The 13,981-nt window shown below is 71.6% G+C and carries 11 protein-coding genes; 2 read left to right on the top strand and 9 right to left on the bottom strand.

The features are described 5' to 3' along the window. Position 1: 1 nt before the first annotated feature. Positions 2-955, top strand: a complete 954-nt coding sequence (locus ACFYQ5_RS33180; protein ID WP_389203022.1) for a bifunctional riboflavin kinase/FAD synthetase — start codon at positions 2-4, stop codon at positions 953-955. Positions 956-1,034: 79 nt separating this feature from the next. Next, positions 1,035-2,177 carry an XdhC family protein gene (locus ACFYQ5_RS33175; RefSeq protein ID WP_389203020.1) on the top strand — a complete coding sequence of 381 codons (1,143 nt, stop codon included), beginning with the start codon at positions 1,035-1,037 and terminating at the stop codon, positions 2,175-2,177. 28 nt (positions 2,178-2,205) lie between these two features. Here ACFYQ5_RS33175 and ACFYQ5_RS33170 read toward each other — a convergent pair whose 3' ends face one another. From ACFYQ5_RS33170 to eccE, 9 genes are all read right to left on the bottom strand, one after another. Next, complete coding sequence (locus ACFYQ5_RS33170; protein WP_389203018.1) at positions 2,206-3,195, bottom strand: oligopeptide/dipeptide ABC transporter ATP-binding protein; 990 nt, start codon at positions 3,193-3,195, stop codon at positions 2,206-2,208. Further along, complete coding sequence (locus tag ACFYQ5_RS33165; RefSeq protein ID WP_389203016.1) at positions 3,192-4,253, bottom strand: ABC transporter ATP-binding protein; 1,062 nt, start codon at positions 4,251-4,253, stop codon at positions 3,192-3,194. The genes ACFYQ5_RS33170 and ACFYQ5_RS33165 overlap by 4 nt, the downstream gene beginning before the upstream one ends. Then, complete coding sequence (locus tag ACFYQ5_RS33160) at positions 4,250-5,170, bottom strand: ABC transporter permease (protein ID WP_389203014.1); 921 nt, start codon at positions 5,168-5,170, stop codon at positions 4,250-4,252. The genes ACFYQ5_RS33165 and ACFYQ5_RS33160 overlap by 4 nt, the downstream gene beginning before the upstream one ends. After that, on the bottom strand, positions 5,167-6,258 hold the full coding sequence (locus ACFYQ5_RS33155) for an ABC transporter permease (RefSeq protein WP_389203013.1): 1,092 nt from the start codon (positions 6,256-6,258) through the stop codon (positions 5,167-5,169). The genes ACFYQ5_RS33160 and ACFYQ5_RS33155 overlap by 4 nt, the downstream gene beginning before the upstream one ends. Before the next feature lie 3 nt (positions 6,259-6,261). Next, the gene (locus ACFYQ5_RS33150; protein WP_389203012.1) at positions 6,262-8,136 is read right to left on the bottom strand and encodes an ABC transporter substrate-binding protein; all 1,875 of its coding nucleotides are present in this window, start codon (positions 8,134-8,136) and stop codon (positions 6,262-6,264) included. Positions 8,137-8,333: 197 nt separating this feature from the next. Beyond that, complete coding sequence (locus ACFYQ5_RS33145) at positions 8,334-11,237, bottom strand: SCO5717 family growth-regulating ATPase (protein WP_389203011.1); 2,904 nt, start codon at positions 11,235-11,237, stop codon at positions 8,334-8,336. 329 nt (positions 11,238-11,566) lie between these two features. Beyond that, entirely contained in the window at positions 11,567-11,800 is a 234-nt protein-coding gene (locus tag ACFYQ5_RS33140) for a DUF397 domain-containing protein (RefSeq protein ID WP_389203010.1), read from the bottom strand. 84 nt (positions 11,801-11,884) lie between these two features. Beyond that, positions 11,885-12,595 carry a hypothetical protein gene (locus ACFYQ5_RS33135; RefSeq protein ID WP_389203008.1) on the bottom strand — a complete coding sequence of 237 codons (711 nt, stop codon included), beginning with the start codon at positions 12,593-12,595 and terminating at the stop codon, positions 11,885-11,887. Further along, positions 12,592-13,932: a type VII secretion protein EccE gene (eccE, locus tag ACFYQ5_RS33130; protein ID WP_389203007.1), complete on the bottom strand. Its 1,341-nt coding sequence runs from the start codon at positions 13,930-13,932 to the stop codon at positions 12,592-12,594. The genes ACFYQ5_RS33135 and eccE overlap by 4 nt, the downstream gene beginning before the upstream one ends. Positions 13,933-13,981 lie beyond the last annotated feature (49 nt).

The raw sequence follows: 13,981 nt of genomic DNA, 5'->3' as shown, positions 1-13,981 counted from the left end.
AGTGCACTGCTGGCGTGGCTTGGAGGACATCCCTGAGGGCTGGGGACGCAGCGTCGTCACCATCGGGTCCTACGACGGGGTGCACCGTGGACACCAGCTGATCATCGGCCGGGCCGTCGAGCGGGCGCGTGAGCTCGGTGTGTCCTCCGTCGTCGTCACGTTCGACCCGCACCCCAGCGAGGTCGTCCGCCCCGGCACACACCCGCCGCTGCTCGCACCGCACAACCGGCGCGCCGAGCTCATGGCCGGGCTCGGGGTGGACGCGGTGCTGATCCTTCCGTTCACCGCCGAGTTCTCGCAGCTCTCGCCCGCCGACTTCATCGTGAAGGTGCTCGTCGACAAGCTGCACGCGAAGCTGGTCATCGAAGGCCCCAACTTCCGTTTCGGTCACCGGGCGGCGGGCAACGTCACGTTCCTCGCCGAGCTCGGTCCGACGTACGACTACGCGACGGAGGTCATCGACCTCTACGTGAGCGGTGAGGCGGGCGGTGGCGAGCCGTTCTCCTCCACACTCACCCGCCGCCTGATCGCCGAGGGCGACGTCGCGGGCGCGGCGGAGATCCTCGGCCGCCCGCACCGCGTCGAGGGCGTCGTGGTGCGAGGCGCCCAGCGGGGCCGCGAGCTCGGCTTCCCCACGGCGAACGTGGAGACCCTGCCGCACACCGCGATTCCCGCCGACGGCGTCTACGCCGGCTGGCTCACGGTGAACGGCGAGGCGATGCCCGCCGCGATCTCCGTGGGTACGAATCCGCAGTTCGACGGCACGGAGCGGACCGTCGAGGCGTACGCGATCGACCGCGTCGGCCTCGACCTGTACGGGCTGCACGTGGCGGTGGACTTCCTCGCTTATGTACGGGGCATGCTGAAGTTCGAGTCGATCGACGACCTGCTCGTGGCGATGGCCGCCGATGTGAAGAGGTCCAGCGAGCTGATCGCGGCGTACGAGCGGGCCTGACGCCTCCTCCTGTGGTGCGCACGCCGACGCCGGGGCATGGTCGGGGGCAGGAGCCGTCGAGCCGGGAGGACGTCCGCACGTGCGTGAACTGCTGTCGGAACTGCGCGACTGGCATGCGGCCGGTACGCCCTTCGCCCTGGCCACCGTCGTCGCGGTGCGAGGCAGCGCGCCACGGGCCCCCGGCGCCACGATGGCGGTGACCGCCTCCGGCACGGTGGCGGGCAGTGTCTCCGGGGGCTGTGTGGAGAGCGACGTGTACGAGGTCGCCACCGAGACGCTCACCACGGGCCGCCCGCAGCTGCGGACGTACGGCATCAGCGACGACGAGGCCTTCGGCGCCGGGCTGACCTGCGGCGGCACCATCGACGTCCTGGTGCAGCCCTACGTCGCACCGGCCGACCGGGACGGACTGCGGGACCTCGTCGACACCGTGGCCGCCGGGGAACCCGTCGCTCTCGCCACCGTCGTGTCCGGGGCGGCTCCGCCGGGCGCCCGCCGGATGGTCCTCGCCGGACGGGTCAGCGGTTCGCTCGGCGACGAAGGGCTCGACGCGGCCGTCACCGACGACGCGCGCGGCCTGCTCGCCCAGGGAGCCACCGGCACCACCCGGTACGGCGCGCACGGCGAGCGCCGGATGCAGGAGGTCGTCGTCTTCGTCCAGACCTACGCCCCCGCGCCCCGCATGCTCGTCTTCGGAGCCATCGACCACGCGGCGGCCACCGCGAGGATCGGGTCCTTCCTCGGCTACCGGGTGACGGTCTGCGACGCCCGCCCGGCCTTCGCCACCCGGGAGCGCTTCCCCACGGCCGACGAGGTCGTCTGTGCCTGGCCGCACACCTATCTGGAATCGACCCCGGTCGACGCGCGCAGCGTCGTCTGCGTCCTGACCCACGACCCGAAGTTCGATGTGCCGCTGCTCGTCGCCGCGCTGCGCACACCTGCCGCGTACATCGGTGTGATGGGCAGCCGGCGCACCCACGCCGACCGTGTCGCCCGGCTGCGGGAGGCCGGGGTGGACGAAGCGGGACTGGCCCGCCTCGCCTCACCGGTCGGCCTCGACCTGGGAGCCCGTACGCCGGAGGAGACGGCGGTGTCCATCGCCGCGGAGATCATCCAGCACCGCTGGGGCGGGACGGGCCGCCCCCTGGCCGAGCTGACGGGCACGATCCACCACCCCGGAGAGCCACAGCCCTGTGCGCGATCAACTCCGGCCGACGAGTGAGGCGTTGAGCCGTACCTCCGCGTTTCCCTCACGCATGCCCCGCCGCCCAGTGGCAGGCCACCTGGGTCCGCCCGCCGCCCTCCAGCACCGGCAGATCCATCGTGCGGCACGCGTCCGCGACGCCCGCGCGCTCCGCCTCGCCCGATGCCAGGACCTGGCAGCGGGCGTGGAAGCGGCATCCGGACGGGACCTTCGACGGGTCCGGCGGCTCACCCGTCAGGATCACCGGCTCGCCGTCCGCCTCCGGCAGCACGGACAGCAGCGCCTGGGTGTACGGGTGCCGGGGGGCCGTGAGGATCTGCTCGACGGCACCCGTCTCCACGATCCGGCCGAGATACATCACCGCCACCCGGTCCGCGATGTTCCACGCCAGCCCCAGGTCATGCGTCACCACCAGCGCCGACAGGCCCAGCTCGTCGCGCAGCCGCAGCAGCAGCGCCAGGATCTCGCCGCGTACGGAGGCGTCCAGCGAGGCCACCGGCTCGTCCGCGACGATGAGCTCCGGCTCCAGGACCAGCGCGCCCGCGATCACGACGCGCTGGCGCTGGCCGCCGGACAGCTCGTGCGGGTAACGCAGGAAGAACCGCTCCGGAGGCCGCAGCCCCGCCCGCGCCAGCGCACCGGACACGGCCGCCCGCTCGTCGCCCGCGTAGCCGTGGATGCGCAGACCCTCCGCCACCGCGTCGTACACCGTGTGGCGGGGGTTGAGGGAACCGCTGGGGTCCTGGAGCACCAGCTGCACCCGCTTGCGGTACGCCTTGAGGGCCCGGCCCGCGTAGTCCAAGGGCTCGCCGTCGAAGGTGACCCGGCCGGCCGTGGGCGGCACCAGGCCCAGCAGGGACCGGGCCAGCGTCGTCTTGCCGCAGCCCGATTCGCCGACCAGGGCGACGATCTCGCCGGGCCGGATGTCGAGGTCGACCCCGTCGACCGCCCGCGCGGTCGCCGCCCCGCGCCGGCCGGGGAACGCGACCTTCAGCGCCTGGGCGCTGAGCAGGGGAGGCGGGGGAGTGGTCGTCATGAGGTGCTCCTTGCTTCCTCGGTACCGCCGAGCGGACGTGGCGTCGCGGTGGCCTCCGGCTCCACCAGCACGCAGGCCGCCCGCCGGGACGGGCCGGCCGGCCGCAGTGCCTGGTCCTCGGTCGCGCAGGAGTCGAGCGCCGCCGGGCAGCGCGGATGGAACGTACAGCCCGAAGGAAGGGCCGACGGGTCCGGCGGGTCGCCCGGCAGGCCGCGTGGCGCGTGTCGCGACGCCAGGTCGCCGATGCGCGGGAAGGCGGCCGAGAGGGCGCTGCCGTAGGGGTGCCTGGCGCTCTCGTACACCTGTTTGGCCGGGCCCTCCTCGACGACCCGGCCGGCGTACATCACCGACAGCCGGTCGCAGGTGTCGGAGAGCACCGCCAGGTCGTGGCTGATCATGATCAGGCCGAGGTCCTGGTCGCTGACGAGCTGTTCGATCAGCCGCAGGATCTGAGCCTGGATCATCACGTCCAGGGCCGTGGTGGGTTCGTCGGCGATGATCAGCCGTGGGTCGCAGGCCAGTGCCATCGCGATCATCACGCGCTGGCGCTGACCGCCGGACAGCTCGTGCGGATAGGCGTCCGCGCGTGCGGCCGGAAGCCCCACCTGCTCCAGCAGTTCACCGGCGCGCCCGCGTGCGGCTGCCGGGGTCCCCTTGCCGTGCAGCAGGATGGGTTCGGCGATCTGGTCCCCGATGCGGTGCACAGCGTTCAGGGAGTGCATCGCTCCCTGGAAGACGATCGACGCCCCCGCCCAGCGCACGGCGCGCAGCCGCCCCCACTTCATGGTGAGGATGTCCTCGCCGTCCAGCAGGATCTCGCCGCTCAGCGTCGCGGACGCGGGCAGCAGCCGCAGCAGTGCGAGCGCCAGCGTCGACTTCCCGCAGCCGGACTCCCCGGCGATGCCCAGCTTCTGGCCGGCCTCGACCCGGAGGTCGACACCCCGCACGGCAGGGACGGCGAAGGCCCCGGAACCGTAGGTGACATGCAGGTTCCGGACGTCGAGCAACGGCTGCCCGGTCTCCGGCTTCGGAACGCTCTCGGTCTTCACGGCGGTCAACGGGACACCCCCAGCTTGGGGTTGAGCACGGACTCGACGGTACGGCCGCACAGGGTGAACGCGAGGGCGACGACCGCGATGGCGAGTCCGGGCGGAGCGAGGTACCACCAGTTGCCGGAGCTGACCGCTCCGGCCTCACGGGCGTCCTGGAGCAGCCCGCCCCAGGAGACGATCGTGGGATCGCCGAGCCCGAGGAAGGCGAGGGTCGCCTCGGTGAGGATGGCGGTGGAGATCACCAGCGTGGTCTGCGCGAGCACCAGCGGCATCACGTTGGGCAGCACATGGCGGGACATGATGTGCCTGTGGCCGCCGCCGAGCGCCCTGGAACGCTCGATGTACGGACGTGACTCCACGGACAGCGTCTGGGCGCGCACCAGCCGCGCGGTCGTCGGCCAGGTCGTCACACCGATGGCGAGGACGGTCGTCCAGAGGGACCGAGAGAGCACGGTGGCCAGCGCGATGGCGAGCACCAGCGTCGGCATCACCAGGAACCAGTCCGTGATCCGCATGACGATGTTGCCGTACCAGCCCTTGAAGTGTCCGGCCGTGATGCCCACCAGGGTCCCGATGGCAACGGAGAGGAAGGCGGCGAGCAGGCCGACGGTCAGCGAGACCCGCGTCCCCCACACCAGGAGGGCGAGCAGGCTGCGGCCGAACTGGTCGGTGCCGAGGGGGAACTCCGCGCTCGGCGACTCCAGAGGGCCGCCCGGCGCGTCGGTGACGCTCTGCGAGTCCGCACCCACCAGCAGCGGGGCGGCCAGTGCGGCCAGGGCGATCAACGCGAGCACGGCGAGGCCGGCCAGGCCGGCCCGATGGCCGCGGTACTGCCGCCAGAAGCGGGCCGCCACGAGGCGCCGGCGGGTCCAGGTCAGCGCACGCGGGCTGAGGGCCGGTGCGGCGTCGGTCGTGGTCGTCATCGGCCCACCCGGGGATCGAGGAGCGGATAGATCACATCGGCGAGCGTGTTCATCAGGATCACCGCGGCGGCGAAGACGAAGAACAGCGCCTGCACCAGGGGCAGATCGGGCACGCTCAGCGCCTGGTAGAACAGTCCGCCCAGGCCGGGCCACGAGAACACCGTCTCCACCAGGATCGCCCCCGCCACCGTGTTGCCCAGGTTGACGAAGAGCAGGGTCACCGTCGGCAGCATCGCGTTCGGGACGGCGTGCCTGCGGCGTACGAGGTCGTCGCGCAGCCCCTTCGCCCGGGCCGTCGTCAGATAGTCGCTGCCCATCTCGTCGAGCAGCGAGGAGCGCATCACCAGCAGGGTGCGCGCGTACTCGACGGCGACGAGGGTGATGACCGGCAGCACGAGGTGGTGGGCCACGTCGAGGACGTAGGCGAATCCGCTCGCGCTGCCGGACTCCATGCCGCCGGTCGGGAAGAGCCCGGGGATCGGCCCGATGCCGACCGACAGGGTGATGATCAGGAGCAGACCGAGCCAGAACGAGGGCACCGAGTACAGCGTCAGCGCGAAGGCCGTGTGGAAGCGGTCGCCTGCCGACCCGTTACGCCAGGCGGACCTGGCTCCCAGCCAGACGCCGATCGCCGTGTAGATCACGAACGCGGTACCGGTGAGCAGCAGTGTTGCCGGCAGCGCCTCGGTGATCTTGTCCATGACGGGGGCGCGGAACTGGTACGACGTACCGAAGTCCCCGGTCAGGGCCTTGCCGCAGTATGCGGTGAACTGCTGCCACAGCGGCAGGTCCAGGCCGAATTCCTTGCGCATCGCGGCGATCTGCTCGGTCGACACCTGCCGTCCGCCGGTCATCTGCTTGACCGGGTCACCGGGGATCAGACGGAACAGGAAGAAGCTGGTGACGAGTACGGCGAACAGCGAGACGGCCGCACCGGCCAGCTTGCCCACCGCATAGCGGAGGTACGCGGTCGTGCTGCGGGAGCGCGGACTGCGGGCCGACGGCCCGGCCGGAGCCGGGCCGTCGGTCTGCACAGCGTCCACGCCCGCCGCGTCCTTCAGGAGCGCGGGGGTGCTTTCTGTGCTCATGGACTATTCACGGTCTTCCGCAGTGGAACGACGACGCATGGCGAACAGCAGCCCGCCACCGGCGAGGACGACTACGGCGATCCCGACACCGATGAGGACTCCGGTGGAGCTGCCGCTGTCGCCGGACGAATCGCCCGGCGCACCGGCGGCCGGGACCGCCGACCACCAGCTCCAGTAACCGTCCTGACCGTAGATGTTGCCCGCGTCCGAGGGCATGGTGGTGATGGACTTGATCTGGTCGGTGCGGTAGGCCTCGACGGCATTCGGGTACGCCATGACATTCATGTACCCCGTGTCGTACAGCCGTGACTCCATCTGCTTCACGAGGTCGGCCCGTTTGGCGGGGTCGTATTCCGCCAGCTGCTTCGCGTAGAGCTCGTCGTACTGCTTGTCGCAGATGAAGTTGTCGGTCGCCGCCGTCTCCTTCGCCTTGGCCGGGAGCGCGGCACAGGTGTGGATCGACATGACGAAGTCCGGGTCCGGGTTGACGGACCAGCCGTCGAAGGCCAGGTCGTACTCACCGGCGTACCAGGGGTCGGAGACGTTGTCACGGCAATCGACGTCCAGGCCGACGCCGAGGTCGCCCCACCACTCCTGGAGGTACTTGCCGATCGCCTTGTCGTTGGGGTCCGTTGCGTGGCACAGGATGCGGAAGTCGAGTGGCTTGCCGTCCTTGCCGGTCCGCTTGCCGGCGCTGTTCTTCCTGTAGCCCGCCTCGTCGAGGAGGGCGCCGGCCTTCGCCGGATCGTAGGAGAGCTTCTGCTCGGCCGACGGCTTCCAGAAGTACGAGTCGAAGCGGGGCGGGATGTAGCCCTCGCCCTCTATGGCGTAGCCCTGGAAGACCTTGTCGATGATGGCCGTGCGGTCCACGGCCATGAACAGCGCCTGGCGGACCTTCTGGTCCAGCAGCGCCGGGTGGCCGTCGCCGAACTTCTTGCCGTCCTTGGTCTGCGCGCCCGGGTTGGCGGCCAGCGCGTAGAAGCGCCGGCCGGGGGCGTCGTTCACCTTGATGTTGTCGGCGGCCTTCAGGGACGCGGCCTGTGCGGGGGTCAGACTCGGGCTGCCGGCGACGAAGGAAACTTCACCCTTTCGGAGGGCGGCGACGGCGGCGTCCTGGTCCTTGTAGTACCGGAAGACGAGCTCGTCGAACTTCGGAGCACCCCGCCAGAAGTCCTTGTTGGCCTTCAGCTTCACATAGCTGTCGACCTTGTAGTCCGTCAGGATGAACGGGCCGTTCCCGACGATCGGGAACTTCGTGTTGTTGTTGAACGTGGAGAAGTCACCGACCTTCTCCCAGACGTGCTTGGGCACGATGGGCACGTCCAGCGCCGTCATCGTGGCCTGCGGCTGCTTCAGTTCGATGACCAGCTTGTCCGGGCTGGGGGCGGTCACCTTCTTGAAGTTGGAGACGAAGCTGCCGTTCGAGGTGGCGGCGCCCTCGTCGGTCATCATCGTGTTGAAGGTCCACGCCGCGTCCTCGGCGGTGGCCTTCTCGCCGTCCGACCACTTCGAGTCGGTCCGGATGGTGTACGTCCACGTCAGCTTGTCGGCCGAGGGCTCCCACGAGGTGGCGAGACCCGGGATCGTGTGGTTGTCCTTGGCGTCGTAGTTGGTGAGGAAGTCGTACATCAGCCGGCTGATGCTCGTGGAGAGCAGCCGCTGCGCGAGGAACGGGCTCAGGGAGTCGACGCTCTGCGCGACCGCGACCGTGAGCGTCGATGTGCCGTCGGCAGCCTGCGCCTCCTGCGGGGCGGGACCGAGCGGGTTTCCGGGGACGACCGATCCGGCGGCCAGCGCCAGGGCGGCGGCGCCGGAGGCGAGAAGGATACGCAGGCGGCCGCGTGGGCGGGAGGAACGTGGAGGGACTCTTGTGACCATGGACGTGGACCTCGCGTCATGACTCGCACGGTGAAGGCGGGCAGATCTCTGGTTCGCCAGCTGGTGAAGCGAAGGTTTATCAGCGGCGGTCGAGTCGCGTCAACGGTCCGCCAAACCGCGTGTGGTCTGCGGGAATGCGATGAGGGCCCGCACCGTGTGTACGGTGCGAGCCCTCATTGGTTTAGACCTCTACTGCCCTACTGCTGAGGCGCCGGCGGCGGCTGCGGAGGGTGCTGATGCCAGCCCGCCGGCGGAACGGGGCCTAGTCGTTCGGGCTGTCCGGGCTGATGTGCCTGGCCATCGTGCTGCGCGGGCGGCGGAGGCGGCCCGGCCTGACCCGCGCCGGCCTGTGCCGGGGAGGGCGGCTGTTGCTGCCAGCCGTTGTTCTGCGCCCCCGGGCCGGGGTGCGCGGGGTACGGCTGCTGCGGCGCGGCGGCCTGCTGGGGCGGAGGCTGCTGTCCCGGGTACGGCTGCTGCCCGCCGTACGGCTGTTGTCCCCCGTACGGCTGCTGGGGCGGATACGGCTGCTGCGGCTGCCCGGGGTACGGCTGCCCGGGGTACTGCTGTCCCGGGTAGGGCTGACCGGGCTGGGGTGCGTACGGCTGCTGTCCGGGCACCTGCTGACCGGGTGTCTGCTGCCCTCCCGGCATGGGCGGGGCGAACTGCGGCGGCGGGTTGCTGCCGTCCGTCGTCCACAGCCCCTGCTGCTGCTGGGCCCGCTGGAAGTCCTCCGCGACGAGTGCGGAGAGGTTGAAGTAGGCCTCGCGGGTCTTCGGGCGCATCATGTCGAGATCGACCTCGGCGCCGGCCGACAGGTGCTCGTCGAACGGCACGACCACCACGCCGCGGCAGCGGGTCTCGAAGTGCTGCACGATGTCGTCGACCTTGATCATCTTCCCGGTCTCGCGGACCCCGGAGATGACGGTCAGGGAGCGCTGCACCAGTTCCGCGTATCCGTGCGCCGACAGCCAGTCCAGCGTGGTGGACGCACTGGAGGCGCCGTCGACGGACGGCGTCGAGATGATGATCAGCTGATCGGCGAGGTCCAGCACACCGCGCATCGCGCTGTAGAGCAGGCCGGTGCCCGAGTCGGTGAGGATGATCGGGTACTGCTTGCCCAGGACGTCGATGGCCCGGCGGTAGTCCTCGTCGTTGAAGGCCGTGGAGACCGCGGGGTCCACGTCGTTGGCGAGGATCTCCAGTCCGGAGGGCGCCTGCGAGGTGAAGCGGCGGATGTCCATGTACGAGTTGAGGTACGGGATCGCCTGGACCAGGTCGCGGATGGTCGCCCCGGTCTCGCGGCGCACCCGTCGGCCGAGCGTGCCGGCGTCCGGGTTGGCGTCGATGGCGAGGATCTTGTCCTGCCGCTCGGTGGCCAGGGTCGAGCCGAGCGCGGTGGTCGTCGTGGTCTTGCCGACGCCGCCCTTGAGGCTGATCACCGCGATCCGGTAGCACGACAGCACCGGTGTGCGGATCAGGTCCAGCTTGCGCTGCCGCTCGACCTCCTCCTTCTTCCCGCCCAGCTTGAAGCGGGAGGCGGCGGACGGGGTACGACTGCTCTTGGCCTTCTGCTTGCCCCGGACCAGCCGGTCCGACGACAGCTCCACGGCGGCCGTGTACCCGAGTGGGGCACCCGGCACGGAGCGCTCGCGCTGGTCATGGGTGACCGGCGTCGGCCAGGCAGCCCCGGTGCGCGGGTCGACCGGCGGGGCCTGGGGGGCCTGGGGCGCGGGCGGCTGGGGCTGGTAGGCCTCGGGCTGCTGCTGCTGCTGCTGCTGCGGAGCGGGCAGGTTCGGCGTGCCCTGGGCCGGCTGCTGAGGGACCTGCGCGGGGAACTGCGGCTGCTGGCCGGCCCCCGGAGCCGGGAACCCGTAACCGCCCTGCGGCTGTGCGCCCGGGGGAAGTTGGGGTGCGGCGCCCTGGGCGGGGAACTGCTGCTGGGGCGCCGGCGGGAACCCGTAACCGCCCTGCTGGGGTGCCTGTGGGAACCCGTAACCGCCCTGCTGGGGCGCCTGCGGGAACCCGTAACCCCCCTGCGGAGCCGGGGCGTTGGGCTGGACCGGCTGCTGGGGTGCCGGCGGGGCCGGCTGCGCGGGCGGCGGCGTCGGTGCCTGCGGGAATCCGTAGCCCCCCGGCGCTCCGGCTGCCGGAGCGGGCTGCGCGGGCCACTGCTGCGCGGGCTGAGGTGCGTTCGGCTGCGGCGCGGCCGGCTGGAAGGCGGGCGGCAGCGGAGGAAGGGCACCCTGCGCTGGCGGCGCGGGCGACCACGGGGCCGGTGCGTGCGGCGGCACGGAACCCTGGGGCGCGTCGGCGGGCGACGTACCGGCGGACGGGGTGCCGGCCGGAGGCGTGCCCTGAGGCGCCTCGTCCTGAGGTGCGTCGGGGACGGAGTGTGCGGGCCCGTCGGCCTGCTCGTCGTCCGTCGCCGGCTCGCCGTCGGCTGCCCGTACGGATTCCCGGGCCGCGTCCGGCTCGGGACCGTCGGACGCGTCGACCGCTTCCGGACCCTTCTCGTCCACCGGACCGGCCGGGTCCGCGCCGTCGGCCTCGGACGGGGCGGCCGGAGGCGTGGGCTCGGCGGAATCGCCGGAAACGGACGCCGTGGGCTCTGCCACCGCCTCCGTCTTGGCGGCCTCGCGTTCGGCGATCTCCTGCTTCAGCGCGGCCGGTGAGAACCGCATGGTGGCCCCGCTCTCCACGTCGCCCCCACCGAACGAGCCGCTCATGGCGTCCGGTTCCTCGGAGCTTGACGCGGGGGTGGCCGACGCCGATGCCGGAGGATCGGGTGCGAAAGAAGGCGAGGGCGGCTCGGACGAGGCGGCGGACGCGGCTTCGGACGGCGCTGCCGGCCGCCAGCCGGGCTCGAAACCGCCGGAGGCCGGAAGCCCCGGCACGGAGAGCGGCGCCCCCTGCGGAGGCGGAGGCGGCGCCAGGTGCGACCCCGCTCCTCCCGACGAGTCACCCGGCGCGTTCTGGGTGTACCAGGCGGGCGGGGTGTAGTCGATGGTGAACTCACCCGTCATCTCGGCGGGATCCGCGTCGGACGACTCGTCGACGGGCGTGTTCCATCCCCCGCTGATTTCGTCCCGATCGCCGTTCACGTTGCCTCCTGGTGTGGTCGAGCACCCTTGTGCCGTGGTGGGTGGGGGCGACCGTTCCCGATGTCCGGTCCGCCCGGCTCTCCCCCTTGCGACGCGCAGTGCCTGCCCGCAGGTTCCTCTGCCGCGCCCCCACCCACCCTAATCGCCATGGGGCGCACTACGGCAGGCCGTACCGCTCAGCGACAACTGTCCGGTACCTCACGTACGACCCTCGTGCGAAGCGCGTACGGCAGAACATGAGGGATCGGGCCATTTGTCGCACCTGGATACGTCCGGACACGACGCGGGGGCGGCCGTCCCTGACAGCCGCCCCCGCGCCGCACGGTCGCCTACCTGAGGTCGAATTCACCGTCCCGCGCGCCCAGCACGAACGCGCGCCACTCCGCCGCCGTGTACCGCAGCACGGTCTCCGGATCCAGCGACGAGCGCATGGCGACCGCGCCTCCGGGCAGATGGGCGATCTCGACCCGCTCCTCCACCTTTTCGGTACCGGGTGCGCTCAGCCACTCCACATCCGAGATGTCGAGAGCGTAGAGCTCGTCCTTTTCCTGCTGGGTGCCCATGCGCCCGTCCCTTCGGTCGAACTGTGTCGTTCCCCGCCCATGATCCTGAAAAGCGGCGGATCCGGTGGGCGAACGAGACAGGATTCAGTCCATCCTGCGAGCGGTGCCCAGCAGCCCCGTCTCGACATCCGTCGCAGCGGTCATCACCCAGTGGCGCTCACGGCCCGCGACCCAGAGGGTGACACCGTCCGCCAGCGTGGGCAGGGCCTCGCTCTCGGCGCGTGCGAGTCCCAGGATCCGGCCGATCTGCTCGGCCTCGGCCGGCGACACCCGCTGAATGCCCACGAGCGTCGCCGCCCGCATCAACCGGGGGGCCACCGGGCTCAGATAGGGCAGGAGCGTCAGCACCGACTGCCACGGCGAGGACACCACCCGGCCGCGGGGCGGACGCATCCCGCAGTCGCGCACCACCACCACGGGGCTGCCCACGGTCGCGCCGGTCGGCGGGACACGGCCCACGTCATGGAGCGAGATGCACTCGAGACCGGCACCCGCGGCCTGCGCCAGCGTGGTCCACGCCTGGGTACGCCCCGTCTCGACCGCCACTCGCGCACCGGTACCCGCCGCACGCACTGCCAGCACCTGCGCGGTCCACAGACCCCCGATCAACAGGACGTCGTACGGCGTAGGCCGGTGGAACCCGATCATCTGCGGGCGTCCTTCGGCGTCGTCGCCGATGATCACGCCGTCGTCCCCCACCGGCAGCGACAGCGCGCCCAGGTGGTCCGCGGCCAGGGTGTGGCCGGCATGGCGCGGGCCCAGCAGCCCGCGCCTCGGAGCGATGTGCTTCGTCACTGCGCGCCTCCCAGCGGGAGCGTGGCCAGGACGCCCGGCAGCTGTTCACGGTCCAGCCGTACGAGGCCGACCTCCGCGTGCCGTGCGGCTTGCTCCAATGTCCTTCGTACGCCGACCAGTTCGGTGTCCGAGCCGCCGGTGATCCGTACATGGCCGCGCACGGACACGTGGCCCTGGTGTGCGCCGCGGCGCACCGTCAGGCTGAACGTCGTCGCGTACGCGGGTACCGAGGTCAGCAGCGAGACGAGCCGTGGGAGCGGAGTCGCTCCCCGGCCCAGTTCGGGCCAGCGGTCCACCGCGTAGGTGGTGTGCCAGCGGTCGTCGCAGCGCCAGACCCGCGCCGTCTCCGCCGTACGCCGCTGAGGCGCGGCGTCCGGGCGTCCGGCGCGCGCCGACAGGATGGGGTTGGCGCACGCGGACGTCGCCACGGCGGAGTTCAGCTCCTCCTGGTCCAGTACCGAGGCCCGGAACCCCGCGCCGGTGATCCGGCTCGCCACATGGTCCGCGACCCGGACCAGACAGCGCTGAGCGCCTCCGATCCCGCCACCGCGGGCCTCCACGGCCTCCCGGCACAGTTCCGGATCCAGCTTCACCGCCACCCAGGTCATCCGCAGGGCGGGTGCCCCGGTCCGGTCCTGGAGCGGGGCGTACGAGAGCCTGGCCACCGACCGTTCCGGCAGATGCGGCGCCGGGGCGGGCCGTACCTGCTGCACGAGCTGCGCGGACTCCAGCACGATGTCGTCCACCGCGAGTGCGTCGCCCAGGAGGGACAGCGGAAGCGCCCGGGCACCCATCGCCTGACGGAGCGACTCACCGCTCGCCTCGACCCGTACGACCGCGGTCAGGAACGTGCCGTCCCCGACCATGCCCACGGTGCGGCGGGCGCCGTCCACATAGATACAGGGCGCGAATCCCGGCACGTTCTCCGCCACCGGAGCCAGCTGCGGCTCCGTCTCGGTGGTGGGCGCCGTGGCCGTACGCCTGCGGTAGCGGAGGGACGACACCGTCGACAGCCAGTCCTGTACGGCCCGGCCCCGGCGGCGTACCACCGCGAGAAGGATCAGGAGACAGGCGATCACGCCGGCGGGGATCATCCACGCACCGCCGAGCGCCGCCCCCACCACGGCGACTGCCAGAGCCGCCTCGACGAGCACCATCTGCCGCAGCGCGGGCCCGACGCGGCCGGTCCTGGAGATCGAATGGAGGGTGGTCGCAGCAGGTGCGTCCGCCGGCCGGTGGGGAGCTGCGCCGTCAGGCCCGTTGCTGCGTTGCCGCCGGGAAGAGCCGGACATTCGGTGGGTGGACCGCCTTGTGCGCTCGCCCGTCGCTGCAGCCATCGCCGCGTTGCCCCCTCGTGTCCGTATTCACCGTTTTTTTCACGGGCGT

The organism is Streptomyces sp. NPDC005794 (assembly GCF_042871445.1).
In the GTDB taxonomy this organism is placed as follows: Bacteria; Actinomycetota; Actinomycetes; order Streptomycetales; family Streptomycetaceae; genus Streptomyces.
Note: the sequence above shows the minus strand (reverse complement) of the source record. Positions and strands in the feature narration are given on the sequence as shown.

Coding starts and splice junctions, on each gene's coding strand:
- ACFYQ5_RS33170 (WP_389203018.1), bottom strand. CDS start 3,195: ATGACGACCACTCCCCCGCCTCCCCTGCTCAGCGCCCAGGCGCTGAAG.
- ACFYQ5_RS33160 (WP_389203014.1), bottom strand. CDS start 5,170: ATGACGACCACGACCGACGCCGCACCGGCCCTCAGCCCGCGTGCGCTG.
- ACFYQ5_RS33155 (WP_389203013.1), bottom strand. CDS start 6,258: ATGAGCACAGAAAGCACCCCCGCGCTCCTGAAGGACGCGGCGGGCGTG.
- ACFYQ5_RS33150 (WP_389203012.1), bottom strand. CDS start 8,136: ATGGTCACAAGAGTCCCTCCACGTTCCTCCCGCCCACGCGGCCGCCTG.
- ACFYQ5_RS33140 (WP_389203010.1), bottom strand. CDS start 11,800: ATGGGCACCCAGCAGGAAAAGGACGAGCTCTACGCTCTCGACATCTCG.
- eccE (WP_389203007.1), bottom strand. CDS start 13,932: ATGGCTGCAGCGACGGGCGAGCGCACAAGGCGGTCCACCCACCGAATG.